Raw genomic sequence first — 24,344 nt, 5'->3', positions numbered from 1 at the left:
GCATTGATAGTGACGGCGAGTTATCTGTTCAAACGTTTCATGCTGGTGATTTACACCCTGCTGGTGGTGTCGCTGCTGGTTTTTGGCATTACGCAGTTATTGCCGGCGGATGCAGCCGTAACCCTGCTGGGGCAAAACGCCACGCCGCAAGCGCTGGCCGCCGTGCGTGCGCGTCTCGGGCTCGATGACCCGGCGTGGCTGCAATACTGGCACTGGCTGCGCGGCGTGCTGCACGGCGATTTCGGCGTGTCGATGCGTAACGGTTTGCCGGTGGCACCCACCATTATGGCTGCACTGGGGCGCTCCCTGCTGCTGGCGGTGTGTGCGCTGTTGCTGATGTTGGTGGTAGCGATTCCGCTGGGGATCTGGGCGGCAGTCCGGCGCGGGAAACTGGCCGATATGCTGGTCAGCGTGCTGTCGTATGTCGGCATTTCTTTTCCGGAATTTGTTACCGCCACATTGCTATTGCTGCTGTTTGCCGATGTCTGGCAAATCCTGCCTGCGACCGGTTATGTGCCGCTGACGGAGGATTTCCTGAGTGGCGTCAGCCATCTGATCCTGCCGTCGGTGACGGTAGCCATGATTCTGGTGGCGCACGTTTCACGCATGGTGCGCTCGGAGATGGTCGATGTGTTGCAGACCGATTATATCCGCGCCGCACATCTCAAAGGCTTGTCGCGCCGCAGGATTTTGTGGCGTCACGCGCTGCGTAACGGCCTGCTGCCGACCATCACCATTGTGGCGCTCGACGTCGGTTATCTGCTTGGCGGTATCGTGGTGGTGGAAGAGATTTTCGCTATTCCGGGGATTGGTCGCGAGCTGATCGTGGCCGTTCAGGCACGGGATTTACCGACCATTCAGGCCGGGGTGTTAATCCTTGCCGCGACCTATTCCGTCGTCAATTTCCTGGCCGATCTGGCCTATGTTTTCCTCGATAAACGGATCAGTTATGCGTGATGTGATGAAGCATTTAATCCGTTCGCCGCAGGGCGCTGTCGGGTTGTTTATTCTCGTGGTGGCTGCGCTGATGGTGTGCGGCGGGGCGCATATCGCGCCTTATGATCCGGAATCGATTTCGATTTTGGCGCGTTACAAAGCACCTTCGGCAGAACACTGGTTCGGTACCGATCAGCTCGGGCGCGATATTTTCAGCCGTGTGATGGTCGGTGCCCGCGCCACCATTGTGCTTTCACTGCTGGCGACTCTGATGTCAATGGTGATCGGGGCGGTGATCGGCACCGCCAGCGCCTACCTGGGCGGCAAAACGGACGAAGCCATTATGCGCACCATGGACGCGGTGATGTCGATCCCGAGCCTGTTGTTCGCGCTGCTGATTGTCAGCACCTTGGGGCAAAGCAGTTTCAATGCGGTGCTGGCGATCACTATCGCGTTTGTGCCCGGCATGGTGCGTATCGCCCGCAGCGTCTCGCTGGCAGCGCGTCAGCAGGATTACGTCAGCGCGGCGATTGCCCGCGGTGAAGCCACGTACTACATCATTTTGCGTGAAATGCTGCCCAATATTGTCGCGCCAATCATCGTGGAAGCCACTATCCGCGTGGCCTTCGCCATCATGCTGTTTGCCACACTGAGTTTTCTCGGCCTCGGCGCACAACCGCCTGAGCCGGAATGGGGATTGATGGTCTCGGAAGCCCGGGCCTATTTCTTTAATGCGCCGTGGATGATGCTGATCCCAGGTGTGGCGATCGCGCTGGTGGCGATTGGTTTTAACCTGCTGGGCGATGGCCTGCGCGATGCGCTTAACCCGAGGAGCCACTGATGAGCGATGCCGTATTAGCGATAGAAAATTACAGCCTCGATTATCTGTTGCCTCACGCTGCGCCGTTGCAGGTTTTGCAGGACATTTCACTCAGCGTGCAGCGCGGCGAAGTGGTCGGGCTGGTCGGGGAATCCGGTTCGGGTAAAACCACGTTGGGCTGGTCGGTTATGCGTTACATGGCGACGAATGCGCGGGAACGCAGCGGGCGCATTCTGCTGGCGGGTGAGGATTTATGCCAGATGTCCGCGCCAAAACTGGAAAACCTGCGCGGTGGCAAGCTGGGCATGATTTTTCAGGATCCGGGCGCTTCGCTGAATCCTACGCTGACGCTGGGTGAGCAGGTCACAGAAGTGCTGATCCGCCATCGCGGGCTTGACGCCAAACAGGCGCTGGAGCTGGGTATTGAGTTGCTTGGCAACGTCGAGCTGAAAAATCCGGCGGCGATGATGAAGCGTTATCCGCATCAGGTTTCCGGCGGTGAAAAACAGCGCGTACTGATCGCCACGGCCTTTGCCTGCGAGCCGCAATGTCTGATTTTTGATGAACCGACGACCGCGCTAGACGTCATCAGTTCGGCTCAAATTCTGGCGTTGTTTGCTCGTCTGCGTGAAGAAACCGGCGTCGCCTCGCTGTACATCTCGCATGATCTGGCGCTGGTGTCGGCGGTGGCAGACCGTGTCTGCGTGCTGGAAAAAGGCCATATCGTTGAACAGGCCACCGCGCGTTCGCTGTTTCTCTCGCCGCAGCATGCTTACACGCAAAAGCTGGTGGCGGCTGTTCCTGATCCCGCGCATCGTCTGACGGACGCCGCACCAGTTTCAGCTCAGCCGTTACTCAGCCTGCAAAACATCAACATCGATTACGGACGCCACGGTTTGCTGGACCGGCTGTTCCGTCGTGAAAACGGCAAAACCCGGGCCGCATCGGATATCAGCCTGACGGTGCATTGCGGGGAAATCGTCGGCGTGGTGGGCGAGTCCGGCTCCGGTAAATCGTCGCTGGCGAAAGCGCTGACCGGCCTGGTGCCGTTCAGCGGCAAAGTGGATTTTAACGGTTACAACCTGTCCGGCCGTGCGGAAATGAACGAAGACTACCGCCGCCGCGTGCAGATGATTTTCCAGCATCCGGATGCCTCGCTCAATCCACGTCAGCGTATCGGCGAGATCATCGCCCGTCCGTTGCGGCTCTACGGTTTGCCGGAAGGTGAAACCGAAGTGCAGGCGGTAACGCGTTTGCTGGAAGATGTGCGTCTTCCTGCCGGCTTCGCCCGACGTTTTCCGCATGAACTTTCCGGTGGCCAGAAGCAGCGCGTAGCGATTGCCAGGGCGTTCGCGCATCCGCCCGAGCTGGTGATTTGCGATGAAATTACCGCCGCACTTGATGTCTCGGTGCAGGCAACGGTCATCGAATTATTGTTGGAACTGCGCCGTCGCTACGGCACCGCTTATCTGTTTATTACCCACGATTTGAACCTGATCCGCCAGATTGCACACCGCGTGGCGGTGATGTATCGCGGGGATTTGCTGGAAGTGCTGCCGGGCGATGCCATGACGCAACACGCCAGTCATGATTATACGAAGGCGTTGCTGGCGGCGGTGCATACGCCTGAAACGGCCCTCACAGAACATCTTTGAAACTGAAAGGGTTACACATGAATTCTCAACAATTACTGGCCACCATTGACGATGAATATTGCCTGAACTTTCTGGCGCGTATGGTGCAGCACAAGAGTTACAGCCAGACAGACGGCGAGCGCAAGCTGGCGGAATATATGGCCAACCAGATGCAGATGCTCGGGCTCGAGACGCAGTTGCAACCGGTGCCGGGCGAGCGCCTGAATGCCATCGGTACGCTGCGCGGCGAGGGCGGCGGCCACAGTCTGCTGTTCAACGGCCATCTCGACACCAACCCGGTGACCGAAGGCTGGACGGTGGATCCTTGGGAAGGAAAAATCGATGACGAGTTCATTTACGGCATCGGCGTTTCCAACATGAAAGCCGGTGATGCGGCCTATTTCTGCGCGCTGAAAACGCTGATCGACAACGGCGTAAAACTCAAAGGCGATGTGATCCTGACGTATGTGGTCGGTGAATTGCAGGGCGGGATCGGCACCATTGCGGCCATAGAGCAGGGCATCAAAGCCGATTATTTTATTAACTCAGAACCGACCGATGTGCAGGCGATGACCATGCACGCCGGATCGCTGATGTTCACCATCGAACTGACCGGCGACACGCGGCATCTTTCAAAACGTGAAGAAGCGGTTGATGCGATTCAGGCGGCCATCAGGTTGATCCCGCAAATCAACAACATCACCTTTACCGGCGCGGAAACGGACGATCACCGCAAAATTAACCGCGGCCATATCGGCACCATTCACGGTGCGTTGGGACGTGATTTAGAAGAATGGCGTCCGCCGCAGGTCGCTGATTTTGTGCGTCTCAGCGGGTCTGCGCGTTTTTCACCGGGGCAAACGGTCGACACCGTATTGGCCGATTTGCAGGCGTTGCTCGATAACCTGTGCAGCGAATTTCCCGGCCTGCAGGCGGAACTGTTTGATGACGGTAAACGTCATCGCCCGACCATGCTGCCGTTCGAAGTGTCGCCGGGATCCCCGATCGTTAAAGCGGTAAACCGTGCGTATCAGACAGTGCGCGGTGAACAACAACCAACCGGTGTCATTACGCCGCCGGCGTTTTATGGCACTGACGCCGCGCATTTCTACCAGATGCTGGGCATGGAAGGCGTGGTGTGCGGGCCCGGTGGTAAGTTCAACACCATGCCGGACGAACGGGTCCACATTAAAGATTTCCTTGATACCGTGCGGGTTTACCTGCTGGCAATCCTCGAAATTTGTCAGCCGGCTGAAGCCTGAAAGAGGATAAACGGATGTCGATGCCCGTGAATCTGGCGGCACTGGGCCGCCTGCGTGACGCCATGCGCATGGCGGACGCACAAGTGATGCTGGTCGACAGCGGTGAGCTGCTGGCGTGGCTGAGCGGTTTTACCGTATCGGAAACGATGTACCGCGCCTGTCTGGTGCCACTGAGCGGCGAGCCGTGGATGGTATTGCGCGATCTCGATGAAGCGCCTTGCCGCCAGGGGAGCTGTTTCCATGATATTGTCACTTATGCTGACCATCAGGACCCATGGAAGAGTGTGGCGCAAAGCCTGATTTCACGCGGCTATCGCGACTGTCGTCTTGGCGCGGATACTCGTTCGTACGGTATGACGGTGGATAGCTGGCAGCGGCTTTCCGAATGCTTACCCGATGCCGTCTGGCGACCGATGCCGGGTGTCAGCGACCGTTTGCGGCAGGTGAAATTTCCGTATGAGCTGGACCTTCTTCAGCAGGCAGCAGACATTGCGGATACCGCGTTTCTGGCGCTGAAAGCGCAGGTGAAAGCGGGCTGGCGCGTGCGGGATGTTGCCGCACTGGCGGCTCAGATTTTTCTTTCTGAAGGTGCTGATACCGGCGAAACCGGTCCGATCGTCCGTTCCGCCGGAGACAGCGGTTTTCTGCATGCGCAGACGCATGAGGACATTATTCAGGACGGCGACATCCTGCATGTGGAACTGATCCCGAAGGTAAAACATTACAGCGCCCGCCTGATGCGCCCGTTTATCCCCGGCGGTATCAGCCCGGAGCAACAACGCATCGCCCGCCAGCTGATTGCCCTGCAGGATGCGCAGATCGCCGCCATGAAACCGGGCGCAAACGCCCGTGGCGTCGATGCGATTTTACGCAACGCCGTGCTCGCCGCCGGGTTACGCGCCGACTACGGCAACGTCACCGGCTACGCGCTCGGGCTTTACACCCGTACGCCACGTCCGAGCGATTTCTCACGCTGCTTCACCCCGGCGGCAGACTGGAGGCTTGAAGAAAATATGGTATTTCATATGTATACCTCGGCGGCCGGACTGGCATTTAGTGAGACTGTCGTGGTGAGGCCGGAAGGCGGAATGAGGATGAGCCGGTTACCGAGGGAAGTGATGGGGATTTGAAAAGGGGGCCTTTTTGAGCTCCTGGCGCAGACGCTGGATATTCCCCTGCGCACCGCCGCCTGGGCCCTGGCCAGCGAACGGGGTCTGTTGGCGAGTAAAGACCGCGGTCTGTACCAGCCCTGCGCTGCCTGCGCGAGGCCACAGGTACCGCCAGAAAGCGTCAGGAAGTATTCCTTTTAAATTCAGCAACATTATTCTGGCATATTGGGGCATTGTTTCCTGCGGAAAACATTCTTAATTCATAGATGAAAAAGTGTTTTTCATCCTTACTTGTTGTGGATGTCTTCTATAGGTGTTGGGAAAATTAATTATGTCGGGGGGCTGAATAGCGGTAAATAAAGATGAAGCTCGGCAGGATTAAGGTTGTAACGATAGCGAGAGACAGAACTGTAGCAGATATTAATAAGGGTGTTAACCCTAAGATATCAGCCTGACTGCTTTCTTGATGCTTTTTGGATATGTTTCTTTTAACTCTCTGTTGCGTTATTATTTATGGCAAATCCATTTAGATATTACACGTATTGTTAATAACTAACAATCGCATGCCAGGCAACGAAAATAAAGTTAAGCTATCTTGCTCGGGGGCGTGGGGGTACGCTCTTGGGCAAAATTTAGTTTTCCAGATCCTTTGATATTACCCGGCAATACCGTTGAGCGGCTGCCAGGTTTAAACCTGAAGAGCGTTCTGTCGATGCGCTTCATCCCGCACGGCATAAAATTTCTTTTCGCGGTTAAAAATTCCCATCCAAATCTTTCTGGCTCCGCACAACAATATCCTGCGCTGACCCACCGCGTTAAAGTGGAATCAGCCGATCACAAGGGGATGTTATGTCACGACTACAGCTGAAAGATAGCGATTTACTGCGCCAGCAGGCGCTGTTTGCCGGACACTGGCGGGGCGCACAACAGGGTGCCACACTGCCGGTAACCGATCCTGCCACTGGCGAAACCATTGCGACCATTCCGGCGCTGGAAAGGCGGAGACGGAGCGGGCAATAGCGTATGCCGAAACGGTGCGCGTTGCCTGGGGAAAAACACCCAATGCGACTCGAGCTGAGCTGCTGGAAAAATGGCACCAATTGATTATTGCCCATGCCGACGATCTCGCGATCATCATGTCGGGGAGACGTTAACCTCGAGCCGAACGGTGCGGAAAATCTCCTTTACCGGCTCTACCCGGGTTGGTCAACTACTGATGCAGCAAAGTGCCGACAGCATTAAACGTCTCAGTCTCGAGCTGGGCGGCAACGCCCCGTTGATCGTGTTTGATGATGCTGACATTGAAATTGCAGTGGCGGGGGTACCTATACCCGACGGAGTGCGGAAAACAACGTCAACTGCACGGTGGTAGCCGAAGTTCACCACGGCATCGGCCGGGAACTGCAGGATGTTGCTTGCGTGCAGATAGGCGAACGCATCCGTTGCAGCATCTTGAGGCGCCGCACAGCGCAAACTGTTGGGTCGGTCTGTATCGTGGTGGTGCGTTTTGCACTGCCATAATGCATGTTCAACTTTCCAGCTTTTCTGTTTCCTGCTGAAAATGCCGTTTTAAAAAACTGGCGCATTTATTGCTTTTCATCTGTACCGCATCCTGCATTGCAGGAACAGGCACCGTAGCTTGGCAAGCGGCTTGTGGCCAATAGCCACTCCAGTACATCGATTTCAGGCGAAGAAGCCCTGCCGGCAATGCTGTCGGCGGGGCTTTTTTTTGGGGAAAAAATCTATGAGCAAGTTAAAAGAATGGTTTCAGGGGCCACAAGATATCACCGAAGCAGAAGCTGTTGAGGATTATGCGGTTGGCCGCGTACCCTCGCATTATCGCTGGCCCATTCCGGCCATCATTCTGGTGTTGTTGGGTAATTCTACGGCCATGTTCTGGTTCAGCCTTGGCGCCGATATGAGTTACCAGGTCGGCTGGCCAATGCTGCTGTTACCTATGGGTTATATGGTGGTGTTCGCCACCTTAATTGGCTCCTGCATTATGAAGATGGCGAGTAACGAGGGGCTTTCACTCAACCTGATGACGCGCGGACTGGGGTTCGGCTATATGGGGTCAGCATTCACCTCGCTGATTTACGCCGTTAATTTCATTTTCTATTTCCTGTTCGAAGGCACCATCGTTTCTCACGCCATCGCCAACTACGCCGGCGTTCCGGTCAACTCTTTCACGGGGATCGCCATCTTTGCGTTGATGGGGCTGGCGGCAATCTGGTTTGTCTGGAAAGGCATGTCGTCGATGCAGTTTCTGCAAACCTGGGGAGTACCCATCTTCATCCTGATGTTTGGATTCTGTATCTGGCAATTAACGCACCACTACCCGGCGGTGAGTTTCAGCGGTTGGCAGCCAAAAGCGGAGAACGACAGTAACGCGCTGTGGCTGGTGATGAACATGGCTAACGGACAGATTGTATTTCAGGGATTGATGGCCACCGATTATGGCCGCTTTGCCCGTCCTGGCATCAGCCATAAAGGGACGGCTGCCATCATGCTGGGTATGCTGCTCCCGATTGTGGTGGTCATGCTGTTCGGCGCGTTTATGGCCTACACATTAATGCCGCACATCCAGGGGGACAATGTCTGGTCGCTGGCGCTCGACCCAGGCTTCGTGTTCCCGCTGATTATTGGCCTGACCGGGGTGTTGTTTGCGGTAATCACCCAGATCCGTATCAACGTACTCAACCTCTACTCGGGGTCGATTGCGCTGTCGAATACGATGGACATGGCGTTTAACTGTCGTCCGGGGCGCCAATGGTGGATGGTTCTGGTCTGGCTGCTCGGAGTGGTGTTCTATATCTGCAACATTCTCCAGTATACCGGCACCTTCCTGTCAATCACCGGTATCCTCACCAACACCTGGGTGTTTATCATCCTGGCTGATTATTTTATCTGCCGCAAAGTATTGCACCTTGCGCCATCAGATTTTGTGGAGTTCCGCAAAGAGTATCTTCGCATGTGGAACCCGTCCGGCGTAATTGCGTTGTGTGCCGCTGTCGCGATAGGTGCGGCTGGCGTGCTTGGCCTTTATCCGATGGTTTACGCCTCGTTTATCGCCATGCTGGTGGGACCGGTGCTGCACGTTGCTATCAGCGTCGCCACCCGCGGCAGCTACTACTTCAAAACCTTCCCCGACGATATGCAAACCAACTGGAAGCCTTCCGATGCCTATCGGGGGCCGAAACCGGTATTTAACCCGTTGCTGAGCAAGGAGGCAGAATAATGAGCATCACCGTCGCTACCATCCAGTTTGAACCAACGCAATTCCGGAAAGATGAAAACGTCGCTCGCCTGCTGGCATTGGCAACGGACGCGGCGCGCGATGGCGCGCGCTTGATCGTCATGCCTGAAATGGCGACCACCGGCTACTGTTGGCAGGATCGGGCGGAAGTCGCGCCTTATGTTGAAACCGCTGACGGCGCGACCAGCCAGGCTTTTGCCGCTGTCGCACGCGAATTTAACTGTTTCTTGGTGTTTGGCATGCCGGAACGGGATCCGGTTACCGATCTTTACTATAACAGCGCCGTACTGGTTGGGCCGCAGGGCCTGATTGGCGTCCATCGTAAAACTCACCCCTATATTTCTGAACCGAAATGGGCGGCCAACGGCGATTGCGGGCATCAGGTATTCCATACCGATATCGGCAATATTGCACTGTTGATCTGCATGGATATCCATTTTATTGAAACCGCCCGGCTGGCGGCGCTGGGCGGCGCGCAAGTCATCTGCCACATCAGCAACTGGCTGGCTGAACGCACGCCTGCGCCTTACTGGCTGACGCGCGCCTGGGAGAACGGCTGCGCACTGATCGAAAGTAACCGCTGGGGATGGGAGCGGGGAGTACAGTTCAGTGGCGGCAGTTGCATCGTTGATAGCAACGGAAATCTCCTGGCCAGCTGCGATAGCGGCGATCGGGTACTCAATGCTGAACTGTGGCTACCGGAGGAAAATCCCCGGCTGCGCCAACGTCGACCTGAGTTGTATCAGCGTTTAATGACCAACACCTGGTTATGGAATCCTCAGGATTTCTTTGGCTTATACGGACGCAATTCACTGCCCGATGGCAAAGATTCTCGTATTGCCGTGGCGCAGTTTCGCCCGGAAAACGATGTTGACGCCAATCTGTCGCGGATTCGGCACTGGGCCGAACGGGCGAAATCAGGCGGCGCGGAACTGCTGATTTTGCCGGAGCGTGCGTTGACCGGGGGGAACGTAACGGCAATGCGTTGTCGCTTGATGATGCGCCGGTACAGGCGCTTATCGACCTGGCGATGGAACTGGATATTGCGCTGCTCACGGGCTTCGCCGAACGGGAAGGCAGCCAGTTCTATAATAGTGCTCTGCTGGTGGACAATGGCGGGCTGAGTGCACACTATCGGCAGATTCATCTTAGCGAACAGGATCGGCAATGGGCCTGCGCAGGCCACGAGTGGGTGACTTGCGATCTGCCCTGCGGCCGGGTAGGTATTTTGCTCGGTGAAGATCTGCTGGTACCGGAAGCGGCACGAATCATGGCGCTGGAAGGCTGCGATATCATCGCCTGTCCGGCTCGGCTCAATGCGCCGGCACCGATGGGGCATGCCGGCACGGCTATCCCACATGTCTGGCCGATTCCTCGTGGCGCAGATCCTTATCACTGGTTGTTGCCGCGCGTTCGTGCGGGTGAGAACAATGTCTGGCTGGCCTTTGCCAATTGGCCGGCCGCTGAAGGAGAAAGCTTTGGTCTGAGCGGCGTATTTGGACCGGATACCTTTGCCTTTCCGCGTAAAGAAATTAAAGCGATTGGCGCACAAGGGCTGGCAGTACTGGACATCTCCACGGGTTCAGCCGACACCACATACCCTGATCATGTGGTAAGGCGTAAAGACCTGGTGTTAATGCGTCAGCCGCACTACTACACTCGGTTGGTTGTTCGTCAACCGCTATGACCACGGACGCGGCCTGCGGGCCGCGTTGATTCGGGAGCCATTATGTCTGCAACTCAGCCGCTGCCTTCAAAGAACATTATTCCGGTCGGTATTCTCTATTCTGTATCAGGCGATTATGCGGTTATCGGGCGAGAAATGCTCAACGGCATTCTGCTGGCGATAGAGGAGATAAACGCCGACCCCACACACGGATTTACCCTTGCCCCGGTGGTACGCGATCCCCAAGGGTCGCTGGATCTCTATTACGAGTATTGCCATGACTTACTTTATCGTCACGGCGTGCGCCATGTGATCGGCTGCTACACGTCTGCGGCGCGTAAAACCATTCTACCGCTGATAGAAGGCGCAAACGCGCTGCTATGGCACTCCGCTCGCTATGAGGGTTTTGAAAGCAGCAACAGCGTTATTTACCTAGGCGCAACACCCAATCAGCACATATTGCCGATGTTGAGCTGGCTGTTACGGCAGCATGAGGCGGAGATTTATCACATTGGCTCTAACTACGTCTGGTCCTGGGAAATGGATCGCATCACGCGTGAAGCCGTTATCCCTGCCGGCGGCAGCATGGTGCAGAGTAAATTGCTCTCTCTGGGAGATGAGAACGTGGATGCGTTAATTGCGGATATTATCGCGCGCCGTCCCAAAATGATTCTGAATACGATGGTCGGCAAAAGCGCCTACAGTTTTTACCGTGCCTGGCACCGTGCCAGCCAGCAGCAACCGTGGCTAAACGAGGTACTGAAACTGAGTCTGACGCTGTGCGAACCGGAAGTCCAACTGATTGGCGCGGAAGCTTTGGAAGGGTATCTGGTTTCTGCAAGCTGGTTTCAGTCCATCGACAGCGCCGCCAATCGTGATTTTCTAGGCAGCTATCGTCAGCGTTTTGGGGAAAGTGTCTCGCCGTCAGTCGACAGTGAAAGTGCCTGGCTGGCCGGACATTTGCTGGCGAGAGCCATTGCTCGTCACGGCAATGACGACGTTGAAGGCATTCGCAATGCCGTGTTGCGGGATGAAATGGACTCGCCAGCCGGGAAGATCCGTCTCGACGCCGACAATAATCATTGTTGGTTGACCCCGCATCTGGCCCGCTGTCACCACGGCAAGCTGGAGAGTTTCTGGCAGGCTGATGAGCCGGTGAAACCCGATCCCTGGCTGGCATGGGTGGATCTGGGGAGGCTCAGTCATCGGGGAGGCAGCGCATGAGCCGGAAAAACGCGCAACTGCGTGGATTAAAAGTATGCGTGATCGGTTGTTCCGAGCGCGATAATCACCATTTGGCGCAGCAGTTCAGCCGCATGGGGATTCGGGGGATATTCTGTGCCGCGTTTCCTGACGATGCACAACTGGCCGATCAGCAGTTACTGCTGTTTGATGGCGATAATCCCACCCTGTTTCATCCCACGAATCAGCTACCCTGGCCCGCGCTGCCAAAGATTGCGCTTACCGCCATTGAAACGCCATCGCGTTTACAATGGATTACCGAGCAGAAGATCGACAGCTATATGCGCAAACCGGTGCGTTTTGATGGCGTGATGACCGCCTTTACGCTGGCGCTCAATAATGCCGTTCGCATCGGCCAGCTGAAAGCGCAACTCCGGCGACAGGAAGAGCGACTGCGTGCGCGCAAGTTCCTGTTTTCCGCGCAACTGCGGGTAATGCATGAGTTGCAGCTGGGGGAGGACGATGCCTACAACCTGTTGCGGCGCGCTTCCATGGCGCAGCACATGACGATTGAAAACCTCAGCTGCGAGCTGCTGAACGACACAGTGCCCTGGTTGAACCGATTGAAATCACTGTATGCGGAATAGTATCGGGTACCGAGGCGTTTCTGTTGGCTCCGGGTATGCCACTGGGGGCTGAAAAAAGCCCTGCTGATGATGTACAGGGCTAAAGTTATGATATGGATTATTTATTATTATGCTTCCCTGGTGTTGCTCAGTAGCAGGCCGTTTAGCCTAGAGTAGAAACTTGCCATTTTTCTGCACGTCGAGACGATACCCTTGACTCGACACAAGTATCGTACCTTTTTTGGGTACAATGGTAAAGTACCTGTAAAAGGTACGAGTGACAAAAAGCATCCACTCCCCAGAAATGCAGGCACTCCTTAGCTGGCTTCGAGAAACTCGCGAAAGCCAGGGATTATCCATGCGCGAAATGGGAGAGCGTATAGGCCGTCCCCATAGCTTCATACAAAAAGTTGAAGTGGGAGAAAGGCGCTTGGATGTCGTTGAGTTTATTTGGTATTGTGAAGCATTAGGCGTCCAGCCTCAGACCGGTATGAGTATTGTTCAAAACCACCGCGCTCGTTTAAAAAGCACTTTTTAATATCTTGGTTAAGCCTGTAAATGTATTGCGTTGCTTTCACCCATTAATATTTCTCCCAAAGCCCTGTCATTTTCCGCTTTTTATCTTATGGATCCCATGGCCCCCGTAATTTTATCTGTGTGGGAAGCCTGCTGTCAGAATGCGCAGCTCGGCATCGCGTGGGGTAATGAATGCTCACGATGCCTTGCGGGCAGGCGGAGAAGGCGACATAGCAGTCCATTTCGGCACGCGGGATGATGTAATCACCCGGTGACGAGCGGCAGCGTTTTCAGGGGGCGCCTGTCCGGTTGAACCTGAATGTTCATGAAGATGTTGAACGAGGCCAGATCGCTGTGCGGCAGTTCGGCCATAGCTTCGAACGGAGTGTCGTGGCAGTTGCGGTGCGGTTCGGCGCAGCCGAGCAATTCATAACGACGCGCATCGCATGCGGCCATAAAGGTGTCATGCACGCTCGCGCTTTGTGTTCGCGGTATTCATCGCTACCTGACCCGGTGCGGCTAACAACACGTCGGCTAAACGCTGTTCGTGTAATGAAAGCCGCTCCCAATGTTGCCGGAGACGGCCTTCTAACGATGCCGTTTTTGCGTTCATGAATGTACCCCGGAAATAAAAAGTCATCCTGCACAGAAGGTGCCCGAAACCACTAGTGCAACAGCCAGCCTTGTTACGGCTGACACAGGCGATTGAACGGCTCAAGTCACTAGGTTGGGTCAACGCAGTGGTGAGTGATGAGGAATGGTTGCCTGGTGAGCTGTGGGCGGAATATGCTGAAACCATGGCTTTCTTGGTGAAAAAGTCTGCATTGATACAACAGTTTGCTGAAGATGGGCGACAGATCGGGCAGGTAGATTTTATGGTTGTGGGTGACTGCCGCGTTGTGGAGGAGGCATTAGAGCGCTGTGAGCTGCAGTATGTTCGTAAAGAGGACCATGACGGATGGTGCATTATTATCCTGCTGTCCCAAATCTAGGTGAGCGTTTAAATGCTTCATAGGATACCTCCACTCGGTGCAACCCATAATGGCGAGTGCCTTTACGAAAAAACGCAGTACGACCGAAGGTGTTCAGAACCATAAATGTCCGCTTGTGAGATTTTTTCTTTGTCAGGTGATTGCAATCTAATTTGTTAGATGCCGATGATGTGGCTGCCACCCTTGTAACGCGTGCAATAGTTATTAGCGGTTTTTTGCATTGGTACCCAGGAACTCCAATGCGGTTCGATAAAGCTTGAACTTGCTTTCATCTGGTGTGCTCTCCATCTCTATGACTATTTGAGAGAGAATGTTTTCTGTGGTAATCCTCATCTTTTTGATAAGTAAAGTTACGACGCAGTGGCCTATTACGAGCTCGACGTTTTTCAGAGTATGCAATTCATTTTCGTCAAGATAATCTACGCGCATATCATCTCCAACAGTGAGGTTTTTTAGGTCTGCTTGCCAAAATATAACCTATGTGGTTTCGTCAGGGACGATGGATATTAATGTATTGAATAAGTTAAATTTAAAGTGTTTCTTTGATGAAAAATTCATTTCAGCTGGATTGCCTATCCAAATGTGGCTGCATTAGTGCTTCGAACCACGAATGAAAAACCACCATGCGTCGGGAGCGTTGGCGACGATGCGGATAAATAAGAGATATCGGCATTGGAGCGGCACGATAGTCTGACATGACCTCAATCAGTTCCCCTGAATTCAGAAGGTGTTGCACATCGAAGCGGGGGATCTGTATCAACCCAAGGCCAGCCAGGCAGCAGGCGATATAACTTTCAGCATTGTTTACTGCAACCTGGCTGGGTACATGAAGATTATGTGTGTGACCATCATCTGACTCATATTCCCATGGTAACTCTTTACCGGTTTTGGATGAGGTGTAACCGATAGCCCAGTGTCCCTGGATGAGATCGCTCGGTTGGGATGGTAGCCCGTTTTCACTGAGATAAGCAGGACTGGCGCAATTGATCAGGGCTATATGGCCGAGAGCGCGGACGACCAAACTGCTGTCATGCAATGCGCCTACACGGATGGCGCAATCCACACCTTCCTGCACCAGATCGATAGCCCTGTCCGCCGATCCGAGAACCAGCTGCAATTGCGGGTGGCGACGCAATAACCCTGGCAGCGCCGGGGCAATCAGTCGGCGAGCGATGCGGCTTGGGACATCAATAGTAAGCTTGCCGGAAACCTGGCGTTGACTGAGCTGAAATGACAGGTCGATGTCCTCCACTTCGGCCAGCAAGGGGCGCACGCGTTCGAGCAATTGTTCGCCGTCGGCAGTCAGTCGCACCTGACGAGTCGTACGGTGTAGTAGCCTTACGCCCAGCTGCGATTCTAATTGCTGGATGGCGGCGGAAACCGAGGCGCGCGGTATATCGAGTGCATTGGCGGCTCGGACAAAGCTTCCCATTTCTGCTACCTGCACGAATACGCGATATTGGTTGAACCTGTCCATCTTTATATCTCGTTGTTATTTTTTTGAAAAATGCAAATTCGCTATTTTCTATCAGTCTCTGGGTGAGGTGGGATATTGCAGAATATAACCCATCCTTTTTTCAGTATAAAATACAGCTGGTGCGGGTGCGGTGCAGCTAACCTGCGAATCCGCCCGTATCCAGAAAGGCCTGCTCTTGTGCCGTAGTTTCGCGTAGTAGCAGTCGGTTACGATGCGGAAAACGCCCAAAACGTCGAATAATATCGCGGTGTCCTTCAGCATGTGAGCGTTCAACCGCGCCCAACTGAGCGTTTAGCGTGACAGAAAGATCCTGATCAGCCAGCGTTTCAGAGTGGGCAAACGGAAGACAAAAAAACAGGCGCAGAGCAGGTTCGACGGTGTTCATATAACCCTTCTTGATGGCTATGAGTGCAAAGTGCCGTGCCAGTCCATCAGTCGCATACATGTGGCCGGTGTTACGGAAGGCGTTTCGAGGAAACTGGTCGAGTAAGATCACCAGTGCCAGCGCGCCTTCCGGTGTGTTTACCCAATCGTCATATTCACGTCTGGCCGCCGCCAAATGCAGAGCCAAAAAGCGTTCGCGGAAATTTCCGTCAAAAGCCGGGTCTTTGCTAAACCATTGGCTGGGGCCGACTTGCCGCCAAAAGGTCACGACATCACTCGCTTGTTGCACCACTTTGGCGGGGACATTGTTGTGCTGACATAACGTTGTTGGCATGGGGACTACTCCTTCTTGGCTTTTATTGCCGCATTGCCCTGAATCATCGATTTACCGGCATAAATGCCGCCAGAGACTTCCATGGCCAGGCGCTCGGTATCTTTGCGGCGTAACTCAGCCATCAAATCGGCGGCATCTTCAGGCGAAGAACCGAGTGTCAGCAATGCCTCGTGCCCAAAAGCCATGGCGGACTCGAAAGTAACCCGAACCTGGTAATCCACATTCGCCTTGATTAATTCGATCGCATGTTCTCGATCATGGGCACGCGCCAATACCCGGGCGTGAGGGAAATGCGTTTTGGCGCGCTCGACAATCACCGTGGTTGCCCGAGGGTCATCGATGCATACCAGAATGGCTCGGGCGTGATGGGCCCCGGCGGCATGCAGGACATCCGCGCGCTCGCCGTCACCGTAGTACACTTTGAAACCGAACTCCTCTGCGTCGCGCGCCACCTGCGGTTGGCGATCAATGATGGCAATATCTGCGCCGATGGCCAGCACATGTTGGCTCACTATCTGTCCAAAACGGCCGAACCCGATGATGAGGACCGAGTTGGATAATGACTTCGGCCGTTGGGTTCCTGCCAATGAGTCGCCGGGAACGGCGCGCCAACGTCGATGCAGAAGCACTGCCAGCGGTGTCAGGGCCATCGACAGTACGACGATGGCGGTCATGTTGGCATTGACCTCTGTGGGTAATGCGCGGTTGGCCAATGCAGCGGCGAAGAGCACAAAGGCGAATTCTCCTCCCTGAGCCATCAGCACGGCGCGCTCCAGCGCGTCGGCATGTGAACTCTTCGTCAGCCGCGCCACGCCATAAATGCACAGACCTTTAATCAACACCATCGCCAGAACGCCTGAGATAATGAGGGGCCAATTACGCGCGACGACCGCCAGATCCAATGACATACCGACACCGAGGAAGAACAGCCCCAACAGCAGACCCCGGAAGGGATCAATATCGGCCTCTAACTGGTGACGAAAAGTGGATTCAGACAGCAGTACACCGGCCAGAAATGCGCCCATGGCCATGGACAAACCGCCTGATTGCATAAGCAGCGCTGCGCCGAGCACAACCAATAATGCGGCTGCAGTCATCACCTCCCGTGCTTTGGCATTGGCCAATATACGAAACAGCGGATTCAACAGCCAGATGCCGGCGGCGACCAGAGTGGCCAGCGCGCCTGCAGCGATAGCGATGTTCATCCAGATTGTGTTAGGCGCCGATGAGGATGAAGCGGCCGGCGAGAGGAAAGCGACCAATGCCAGCAGGGGCACGATCAGCAGGTCCTCGAACAGCAACACAGCGACAATTTTTTGTCCGCGAGGCGTAGCGCTATCACCGCGTTCCGCCAAAAGCTGCATAACGATCGCGGTAGACGTGAGGACGAAGCCCATCCCGCAGATGAAGGAGACCGCTAATGAAAAACCGAAGATGAGTCCTATACCGCTAAGCAGCAGGCCGCAAATAAGTACTTGCAGGCTACCCAGGCCAAAAATGTCACGTCGCATGTTCCATAAATGGGACGGACGCATTTCCAGGCCAATGATAAAGAGAAACATCACGACGCCAAGTTCTGCCGTATGCAGGATCGTTTGCGGATCATTAAAAAGGCCCAGACCGAAGGGGCCGATAACCAGGCCTGCCGCGAGGTAGCCGAGCACGGAACCCAGGCCCAGACGTTTGAATAAGGGTACGGCCACTACGGCTGCACCAAGCAATGTCACGACCTTGAGCAGATCGCCGGCGCTGCCGTTTGCTAACGCTTCAGACACGGGAATACTGCCAGAATGCAATGCCGGCCACGATAGCGGGCACGGCAAAAACCAGCAACAAGATGGGCAACTCCGCGCGCAGGCTGTAGCCTGCGTGCACAACCCCCACCCACATATTGATCACCGATATTGCCAACCAGGCTGGCACGAAGCATTTGGCTGCCAGCGCCATACCTGCGGCGCTGGCTCCCCAAAGCCAGCCGAACAGGACAAATATGCCTAAAAGAACCAGGCCACCACCAATAACCATGAGTACATGCATTCCATTTCCTCCTTTCCCATTAACGGGGGGCAAACCCAGCGGACCGATCGTTGTGCATATTCATGATTTAACGTTCGTCGAGTGCTTCCAGTACCAATTCGGCGGTGATTGCGCTGCTGTATTGTTGCTGGCCCGTGATTAGCCGGCCGTCGCGAATAGCGAAGGGTTCGTTGGCCGCGCGGCGCAGGAATTGGGTATTCGGTATCGCGGCGGCTTCGCTCTCGATCGTATATTCGTTGAGCGTCATGCCGAAGGTCCGGTTGATTTGCTCTTCTTCCTCATTGGTAAAACCCGTCCACTTTTTGCCCTCGGCCAGCAGCCGTCCATTGGACAGGCGTGTCCACAGCAGTAGCGCAGAACCGTGGCAGATCAGCGTGACGATCTTGTCCTTCTCGTAGAAATCGGCTATCAGCTTGTGTAACGCCTTGTCATCCTTGAAAGTCAGCAGCGGGCCGCCGCCGCCGGCGACCCAGACCGCATCGTAATCGGCTACGTTCAGGGTACTGATGGGCAGTGTGTTCTTCAGCATCTCCCCGAACATGGCGTGGTGCACGAACCCCAGGCTGATGAGATCGTTGGCATAGGCGCCGTCTGGCGTACGTGGGTCGCTGTGTATATCGAACATCACCTCGCCGCCTTTTGGAGAGGCAAGATCCACGCGATGCCCGGCTTCGATGAACATAAGGAAGGCGCGGGTCATTTCTTCAGCGAAGAAACCGACCGGGAAGCCTTTGAGTTGAGCGGTGTTGGAGACGATGGAAAGAATGCGGCGCGGTGTGTGCTTCTTGCCCGAGCGGGTTTCGACTTTCAGATCGGATATCGACATGTGCTGATCCCTCCAGGCGGGTTTAACGGCGGTGGCGGTCATTATCTCAATAAACGGTCATCCGCAACGTTAATGCGCTGACCGTCGGTATACCTGCCGAATATCGACAGATTATTTAGTCGTGTAACCACCGTTGATGAGAATGGTTTGGCCAGTGATCCACCACCCGTCGCTCACCAGATGGCGAATGAAAGGCACCACGTCTTCGATATCGGTCAGGCCGGTTTTGCTGAAAGGCGAAAGCGCTGCTGCGGTTTTGTGATACGCCACCGCGTCGGCACCTTCTGCAGGGTAAAAGAAGGGTGTATCCATTGGACCTGGCCCCACAGCAGTCACCGAAATACCGCGTTCGCCGAACTCCTTGGAGGCCGCCCGGGTGAAATGCTCTACCGGGGCTTTGGTGCCTGCATAGGCGGCGTAAAAGGGGGTATAAGCGCCAAGGAGCGAGGTGACTACGGTACAGATTTTACCGTTGTCGTTGAGGTTTTTGCCCGCTTCTTTGAGGAAAAAGAAAGCGGTTTTTGAGTTGACCGATGTCATCTCGTCGTATTCAGTTTCGCTGATCTCCGCCATCGGCTTTTTGAGCACTTTGCCGACGGTGTTGATAGCGATATCCGGTTTACCCATGGCGGCGATGGCATCGGCAAAGAGTTTCTCGACGGCATCCGCGGTCGTCAGATCGGCCTGCAATGCCACCGCCTGCGCGCCAGCGGCTTCGATAGCGGCCAGGGTTTCATCGGCATCTGCTTTTGAGGATGCGCTGTTATAGTGAATGGCAATGGCCTTTGCGCCTTGTGCGGCCAAATCGCGGGCGATCAAACCGCCGAGGTTTTTGGCACCGCCAGCAATGAGGACGGTTTTGCCTTTGATAGAATGGTCTGCCATGAAACACTCCTTGGATAGGTATGAGAAAGTTGAGTCTAGACTTTCCTGTTGCAAAGATAAGTAGTGATAATTCGAATAAACAATCCAGAAAATCGAACCAATCCTTAAGGAATTAATTTCACTTCATTGTTCTTTATGGCAGTTTTTATTTTTATAACGTGACGCCGGCTTGTTATATGAGTGAGGTGCAATGATAGAAGTGATTTTATTAAGTGTTTTTATGGGGTGGTTAATGATTAAAATTGGTTTTATTTTCGGTTTTTATTAGGAATCTGGATTGTTTCCAAAACAGGTTTTACTGACGCGGGTAATGATCATTTGAGCGAAAATGGCAAAACGCTTTCGCCAGGTCGCGTGCCTTGCAGCATCCTCCATTTAACACCGAGCCTGCGGGCACGTTCGACACCTTGCTCCCCTAGGCACCGGCGTATAGTCCCCATCGCCATTGACGGGCTAGCGCTGGAGTTGCTGCCAGATATAGGAGTTGCTGCCAGATATAAAAGGAGAAGGAATAAACCGACTCTGGCGGCACCTTCCACCACTTTCTGGTGCTGCCCGAACGCAGGTCCGGTGGCACGTGGATGGTCAGGTCGCGCGGCGAGTTCCACCAGCCGATCCCATCACCAGGCCGACCAGGAGCAAAGCGCCTGCACCCAGACGCAATGTCCTGATATGCGCCTGCAGGTGGGTGATCTCGTTTTTGAACCGGCTCACAAGGTGATCCTCCGTCGCGTGGTCCAGTAACCCGAACGGATCACCAGTTCCCGACCACCGACGAACTGAGGCAGGCCCGCCGCACCCGACAGGCCTGCACACACCCATAACTCATCCGCAGTGAGACCGCGCACGACAACGGGATGGCGGTTGAGGCGATGCGGCAGAAAGGCCACTGTTCCGTCGGGCCGGACGTCCTGATGCTCAGGCATGCTTGTCCCCTCACAGTACGCCGGTGGCTTCGGTGAGCAGCCAGATGCCGACGACCAGGAGGACCGTACCAACCGCCACGGTCAGGCCAAACTGGCCCCAGGTCTTATGGCCCGTGTGGATTTCGGCATAGGTGCCGTAGGCGTGGTAGCACACGCCCACGAACATCGATGCGATCACCAGCAAGGCAACCAGCATCACGATGTCGTAGCCGTAATTGCGCAACGTATCCATGATGCCCGAGCCCGTACCCCGCGACGGGTCTTCAAGCGTGGGCTGGTCCTCTGCCTGGGCAAGCGAACTCAGCATGGAAAGTACAGGTACGCAGGCCAGTGCGGCAATGCGTGCGGAGCGAAAGGGATGTGAAATCGGATTCATGGTGGCAAGCCTTTGCGTTACGAGAGGAGAAAAAAGGTCAGCACGACGTACATCGCGACAAATCGCACCGCGACACCGAAGAACTGACGCTGGGAAATCCGTTGCTCCGACCAGCCGACATAAGCAGTACGCAGCGCCCACACGCCCCACAGAAGCAGGACAGCGAACATTGCGCCGACCAGTACGGTGGAGACGGCGGAGGGGGGGAAGCCACCGTTGGCCTGGAAGGCGGTAAGCTGGCTGGCATTCATTTCGGTGACACCTGTCCGGAGTCCTGACGGTAGTCGCCCAGCAACGCAGCGGGGTCCCGCGGCTGGGCGCGCTGCGGCGTCAGGTAATCATTGATGCCCGCCCGCATGCGCTGAAGGTCAGCCGTGAGACGCGTGTAGTCGAAGTGATAACGGGCGCGCTCCTGCGATGCGGTCGCAGCGGACCGCTTCGCGAGACGATCGAACAGGTCCAGCTGGCGAACGACTGCTGCCAGGTGTTCCTTCTCATTGCTGTCGTCGGCCGCGACCGCCGGCAGAGCGGTCCACAGGCCGGCAAGCAGCAGTGCTGCGAGCGCGCTGCGCCTTGCAAGTGCCGGGCAGTAAGACTGTGCCATCGTACATTCCCCGTTGATGCGTAATGGCCTGATGCTGCGACGGGGAGCGTGTGAAAGCCGCAAACAATGGGAACTGATGCTTCTCCATATTCTTGGGATGACGCGATCCGCCTTCTGTCCGGGCACCGGATCACGTAAGGGCTCACGTGCCTTTACGGAATGGGACGAAATACCGTATCGTCAGATAAGCATTCCTGTTGGAGCGCTAAAGTCTGATTTCCGGTCTGTCGGGAGTGATTATTGCAATTCCATCGGAGGGGTGAAATAATCAGTCTCATGAAAACGAATAAGCCAGTTAATCACTCCACTGAGAGTGGTAAAGTAAACATACCACTGCCGCTGCCTGTCGAGCGTGCAATCCGTAAGCTGGGCAGCGATGTCGCACTTGCGCGCAGGCGTCGCCGGATTTCGCAGGCTTCGCTGGCCGAGCGGATAGGCGCGTCCGTGTCTACCGTCCGACGCATGGAGAAAGGTGACGCGCGCGTGCCTATCCATTTCTTCGCCCGTGCCCTGCATGTGTTCGGCGAGATACAGGCTCTGGCCGGACTGCTGGATACGGCGCGTGACGACATCGGCCTGACGTTGATGGACGAGAACCTGCCCAAGCGCGTACGCAGCAAGGCGGGGAGATCGGGGGCACTATGAAATCCGCTGTTTCGATACGTCAGCAGATCCAGGTCTGCATCGGCAAGGCGGGCACGCCTGTCGGCACCCTCGTCTACGTCAAGCAGGGCCGCCGCGAAAACACCACCTTTGCCTACGACCAGAACTGGCTGGCGGATGCGCAAGGGTTCAATGTGTCGGCCGACCTCGGTCTCCATTCCGGTTATCAACCGCGCAGGGCACCGTCAGCGCACGATTCGGTCTTTCACTTCGCCCTTGCCGATACGGCTCCGGACGCCTGGGGGCGCAGAGTCATCGCCCGGGACCACGCCAAGCGCCGCAAGAACAACGCAGCGCTCGCCCCGTTGACCGAACTGGACTACCTGCTGGCGGTTGACGACTTCAGCCGGGTTGGTGCCTTGCGTTTGCGCGATGGGGATGGCCGCTATTGCAGGACTGTGGAGGACGGTCGGCGTAGCACGCCGCCGCTTCTGGAATTACAGCGCATCTACAGTGCCAGCCGTGCGGTCGAGCAAGGCCAGGAAAGCACCGAGGATCTGCGTTACCTGCAGGGCAAAGGCACATCCCTTGGCGGCATGCGGCCCAAGAGCACGGTGGTCGATGAAGATGGCGCGTTGGCCATCGGAAAATTCCCGAGCGTGGGGGATACGCGCAGCGTGACTCGTGGAGAGGTGCTGGCCTTGAGCCTGGCGCAACGGGCCGGCATCGACGCTGCGCCTGCCCGAATCGTGGAGCTTGACGACATACCGGTCGCGATCATCCGCCGCTTCGATCGCGATGGTGCTGATGGACGCATTCCGTATCAGTCGGCCGCATCCTTGCTCCAGACTTCGCGCGAAGAAGATCGAAGCTACACCGAGATCGCGGACGTTATCCGCTCCCTGGGACATTCACCGACTGCGGACGTGCAGCAATTGTGGCGGCGGCTGGTCTTTAACCTGTTGATCACCAATGTGGATGATCACCTACAGAATCACGGTTTTCTTCATGTCGAACAGGGTTTGTGGCGACTGGCGCCAGCCTTTGACGTCAATCCGTTCCCCGACAAGGATCGGGAATCCAAGACCTGGCTGTCCGAACAGGATGGGCCGATCACCGATCTGGAGATGCTGCTGGCCCGAAGCACCTATTTTTCATTGAGCAGGACCGATGCGCTGGCCGTGCTGGCCGAGGTGCATGCAGCCGTTCTGGACTGGCGGAAGGTTGCGCTCAGTGCGGCGGTGGGGTTGCGCTCGAACGAACTGGACGATTTCGCGCCAGCGTTCGAACATGAACAGATGTCACTTGCGAAGACGTTGTTGGATTGACCGAACACTGAAATGAAAGCGAGAAATCGGCGCCATAAGGGCGCCTGGCCCCGGGGCTTCTAATAGAGGTTCTTTCCGGAAAACGCTGAAACACTTCCATTGTGAATTCGTTCATAGATTTCCTCTCTAAGAACCTTCACCTCCTTCGGCGCAGCGGTGCCGAATTTCACTTGTTGACCGTTGCCCCCAAGAACGCTGATGGTGATGTCATTTCCATTCTGATGATTTCACCAATGCGGCGCGTGACAATGAACATATTGCCCTCCTTACTGGCGATTTGTGCTGTTTTCGGAAAGCTGCCTGCGAGCATAAGAAAAGGCCCGCCGATGGGAACGCGGGCGAATTATCCCTGATGTTGGTTTGCATGTGTCACGCGGATATCCACGGTTTGCAACTATCCTGTCCAGCACCCGGACGACCCGCTGTGCAGGGATATTTAGGTCAATTTCGATATGGATATATAGGGTCAAATCCAGCGAATCGCCACAGGTGATAAGCCGAACGTTAGGTTCAATAAGGCGGGTGGGCACAACGGTCAGCTCGGCTGACGCTCAACCCCTTCCAC

24 protein-coding genes and 6 pseudogenes are annotated in these 24,344 nt (G+C 55.6%); 15 read left to right on the top strand and 15 right to left on the bottom strand.

The genetic code is table 11. From position 1 onward, the window contains the following. Positions 1-9: 9 nt before the first annotated feature. The 12 genes and pseudogenes from D7I37_RS02575 to D7I37_RS02525 all read left to right on the top strand — a co-directional run bounded on the left by D7I37_RS02575 (position 10) and on the right by D7I37_RS02525 (position 13,029). Positions 10-957 (top strand): ABC transporter permease, encoded by a 948-nt coding sequence (locus tag D7I37_RS02575; RefSeq protein ID WP_129543277.1) that lies wholly within the window; start codon positions 10-12, stop codon positions 955-957. Beyond that, positions 950-1,777: an ABC transporter permease gene (locus D7I37_RS02570; protein WP_129543276.1), complete on the top strand. Its 828-nt coding sequence runs from the start codon at positions 950-952 to the stop codon at positions 1,775-1,777. Before D7I37_RS02575 ends, D7I37_RS02570 begins: the two co-directional genes overlap by 8 nt. Then, complete coding sequence (gene nikE, locus D7I37_RS02565; protein ID WP_129543275.1) at positions 1,777-3,411, top strand: ABC transporter ATP-binding protein; 1,635 nt, start codon at positions 1,777-1,779, stop codon at positions 3,409-3,411. The genes D7I37_RS02570 and nikE overlap by 1 nt, the downstream gene beginning before the upstream one ends. Positions 3,412-3,428: 17 nt before the next feature. After that, complete coding sequence (locus tag D7I37_RS02560) at positions 3,429-4,652, top strand: M20 family metallopeptidase (RefSeq protein WP_129543274.1); 1,224 nt, start codon at positions 3,429-3,431, stop codon at positions 4,650-4,652. A gap of 14 nt (positions 4,653-4,666) precedes the next feature. After that, positions 4,667-5,782 (top strand): Xaa-Pro peptidase family protein, encoded by a 1,116-nt coding sequence (locus D7I37_RS02555; RefSeq protein ID WP_129543273.1) that lies wholly within the window; start codon positions 4,667-4,669, stop codon positions 5,780-5,782. A gap of 828 nt (positions 5,783-6,610) precedes the next feature. Continuing rightward, positions 6,611-7,085, top strand: a pseudogene (locus tag D7I37_RS02550) (aldehyde dehydrogenase family protein); the annotation flags it as partial. Between the two features lie 420 nt (positions 7,086-7,505). Beyond that, positions 7,506-8,999 carry a cytosine permease gene (locus tag D7I37_RS02545; protein WP_129543272.1) on the top strand — a complete coding sequence of 498 codons (1,494 nt, stop codon included), beginning with the start codon at positions 7,506-7,508 and terminating at the stop codon, positions 8,997-8,999. After that, entirely contained in the window at positions 8,999-10,141 is a 1,143-nt protein-coding gene (locus tag D7I37_RS02540) for a nitrilase-related carbon-nitrogen hydrolase (RefSeq protein WP_371415246.1), read from the top strand. The genes D7I37_RS02545 and D7I37_RS02540 overlap by 1 nt, the downstream gene beginning before the upstream one ends. Continuing rightward, positions 10,048-10,704 carry a nitrilase-related carbon-nitrogen hydrolase gene (locus D7I37_RS27660; protein WP_371415245.1) on the top strand — a complete coding sequence of 219 codons (657 nt, stop codon included), beginning with the start codon at positions 10,048-10,050 and terminating at the stop codon, positions 10,702-10,704. Before D7I37_RS02540 ends, D7I37_RS27660 begins: the two co-directional genes overlap by 94 nt. A 42-nt stretch (positions 10,705-10,746) precedes the next feature. Further along, positions 10,747-11,907 carry a transporter substrate-binding domain-containing protein gene (locus D7I37_RS02535; protein ID WP_129543271.1) on the top strand — a complete coding sequence of 387 codons (1,161 nt, stop codon included), beginning with the start codon at positions 10,747-10,749 and terminating at the stop codon, positions 11,905-11,907. Beyond that, the gene (locus D7I37_RS02530) at positions 11,904-12,512 is read left to right on the top strand and encodes an ANTAR domain-containing response regulator (RefSeq protein WP_129543270.1); all 609 of its coding nucleotides are present in this window, start codon (positions 11,904-11,906) and stop codon (positions 12,510-12,512) included. Before D7I37_RS02535 ends, D7I37_RS02530 begins: the two co-directional genes overlap by 4 nt. A gap of 256 nt (positions 12,513-12,768) precedes the next feature. After that, entirely contained in the window at positions 12,769-13,029 is a 261-nt protein-coding gene (locus tag D7I37_RS02525; protein WP_129543269.1) for a helix-turn-helix domain-containing protein, read from the top strand. Between the two features lie 85 nt (positions 13,030-13,114). On the opposite strand, the pseudogene D7I37_RS02520 reads toward D7I37_RS02525, so the two are convergent. Together D7I37_RS02520 and D7I37_RS27655 are read right to left on the bottom strand one after the other, a co-directional pair. Continuing rightward, positions 13,115-13,487, bottom strand: a pseudogene (locus D7I37_RS02520) (DUF1989 domain-containing protein); the annotation flags it as partial. A gap of 7 nt (positions 13,488-13,494) precedes the next feature. After that, a pseudogene (locus D7I37_RS27655) lies at positions 13,495-13,620 on the bottom strand (MurR/RpiR family transcriptional regulator); the annotation flags it as partial. Positions 13,621-13,675: 55 nt separating this feature from the next. On the opposite strand from D7I37_RS27655, the gene D7I37_RS02510 reads away from it, so the two are divergent. Further along, positions 13,676-13,999, top strand: coding sequence for a hypothetical protein (locus tag D7I37_RS02510; protein WP_129543268.1), 324 nt, complete (start codon positions 13,676-13,678; stop codon positions 13,997-13,999). A 204-nt stretch (positions 14,000-14,203) separates the two neighbouring features. Here D7I37_RS02510 and D7I37_RS27650 read toward each other — a convergent pair whose 3' ends face one another. The 12 genes and pseudogenes from D7I37_RS27650 to D7I37_RS02450 all read right to left on the bottom strand — a co-directional run bounded on the left by D7I37_RS27650 (position 14,204) and on the right by D7I37_RS02450 (position 21,848). Next, positions 14,204-14,428, bottom strand: coding sequence for a biofilm development regulator YmgB/AriR family protein (locus tag D7I37_RS27650; protein ID WP_129543267.1), 225 nt, complete (start codon positions 14,426-14,428; stop codon positions 14,204-14,206). A 130-nt stretch (positions 14,429-14,558) separates the two neighbouring features. Beyond that, entirely contained in the window at positions 14,559-15,476 is a 918-nt protein-coding gene (locus D7I37_RS02500) for a LysR family transcriptional regulator (RefSeq protein WP_129543266.1), read from the bottom strand. Positions 15,477-15,612: 136 nt separating this feature from the next. After that, the gene (locus D7I37_RS02495) at positions 15,613-16,194 is read right to left on the bottom strand and encodes a DUF924 family protein (RefSeq protein WP_129543265.1); all 582 of its coding nucleotides are present in this window, start codon (positions 16,192-16,194) and stop codon (positions 15,613-15,615) included. Between the two features lie 5 nt (positions 16,195-16,199). Continuing rightward, the gene (locus D7I37_RS02490) at positions 16,200-17,969 is read right to left on the bottom strand and encodes a monovalent cation:proton antiporter-2 (CPA2) family protein (protein ID WP_129543264.1); all 1,770 of its coding nucleotides are present in this window, start codon (positions 17,967-17,969) and stop codon (positions 16,200-16,202) included. Further along, entirely contained in the window at positions 17,962-18,231 is a 270-nt protein-coding gene (locus D7I37_RS02485; RefSeq protein WP_129543263.1) for a hypothetical protein, read from the bottom strand. Before D7I37_RS02485 ends, D7I37_RS02490 begins: the two co-directional genes overlap by 8 nt. 67 nt (positions 18,232-18,298) lie before the next feature. Further along, positions 18,299-19,057: a type 1 glutamine amidotransferase domain-containing protein gene (locus tag D7I37_RS02480; RefSeq protein WP_129543262.1), complete on the bottom strand. Its 759-nt coding sequence runs from the start codon at positions 19,055-19,057 to the stop codon at positions 18,299-18,301. Between the two features lie 111 nt (positions 19,058-19,168). Next, a complete protein-coding gene (locus tag D7I37_RS02475; protein ID WP_129543261.1) occupies positions 19,169-19,942 on the bottom strand; it encodes an SDR family oxidoreductase in 774 nt (257 codons plus the stop codon). Between the two features lie 481 nt (positions 19,943-20,423). Further along, positions 20,424-20,656 (bottom strand): annotated as a pseudogene (locus tag D7I37_RS02470) (DUF2895 family protein); the annotation flags it as partial. Positions 20,657-20,727: 71 nt separating this feature from the next. After that, a pseudogene (locus tag D7I37_RS02465) lies at positions 20,728-20,868 on the bottom strand (DUF3487 family protein); the annotation flags it as partial. Between the two features lie 10 nt (positions 20,869-20,878). Further along, complete coding sequence (locus D7I37_RS02460; protein ID WP_242502913.1) at positions 20,879-21,175, bottom strand: TIGR03745 family integrating conjugative element membrane protein; 297 nt, start codon at positions 21,173-21,175, stop codon at positions 20,879-20,881. 86 nt (positions 21,176-21,261) lie between these two features. Further along, on the bottom strand, positions 21,262-21,495 hold the full coding sequence (locus D7I37_RS02455) for a TIGR03758 family integrating conjugative element protein (protein WP_129543258.1): 234 nt from the start codon (positions 21,493-21,495) through the stop codon (positions 21,262-21,264). Then, positions 21,492-21,848 (bottom strand): RAQPRD family integrative conjugative element protein, encoded by a 357-nt coding sequence (locus D7I37_RS02450; protein ID WP_129543257.1) that lies wholly within the window; start codon positions 21,846-21,848, stop codon positions 21,492-21,494. The genes D7I37_RS02455 and D7I37_RS02450 overlap by 4 nt, the downstream gene beginning before the upstream one ends. 276 nt (positions 21,849-22,124) lie before the next feature. Here D7I37_RS02450 and D7I37_RS02445 point away from each other — a divergent pair, with 276 nt between their 5' ends. Together D7I37_RS02445 and D7I37_RS02440 are read left to right on the top strand one after the other, a co-directional pair. Then, entirely contained in the window at positions 22,125-22,493 is a 369-nt protein-coding gene (locus D7I37_RS02445) for a helix-turn-helix transcriptional regulator (protein ID WP_129543256.1), read from the top strand. Continuing rightward, complete coding sequence (locus D7I37_RS02440) at positions 22,490-23,779, top strand: type II toxin-antitoxin system HipA family toxin (RefSeq protein WP_129543255.1); 1,290 nt, start codon at positions 22,490-22,492, stop codon at positions 23,777-23,779. The genes D7I37_RS02445 and D7I37_RS02440 overlap by 4 nt, the downstream gene beginning before the upstream one ends. A 59-nt stretch (positions 23,780-23,838) precedes the next feature. On the opposite strand, the pseudogene csrA reads toward D7I37_RS02440, so the two are convergent. Further along, positions 23,839-24,035, bottom strand: a pseudogene (csrA, locus tag D7I37_RS02435) (carbon storage regulator CsrA). Between the last annotated feature and the right edge of the window lie 309 nt (positions 24,036-24,344).

Origin of the sequence: Serratia sp. 1D1416 (assembly GCF_003641105.1) — a bacterium.
GTDB lineage: Bacteria > Pseudomonadota > Gammaproteobacteria > Enterobacterales > Enterobacteriaceae > Serratia > Serratia ficaria.
The sequence above is the reverse complement of the archived record's forward strand: the minus strand, read 5'-3'. Positions and strand labels throughout refer to the sequence as shown.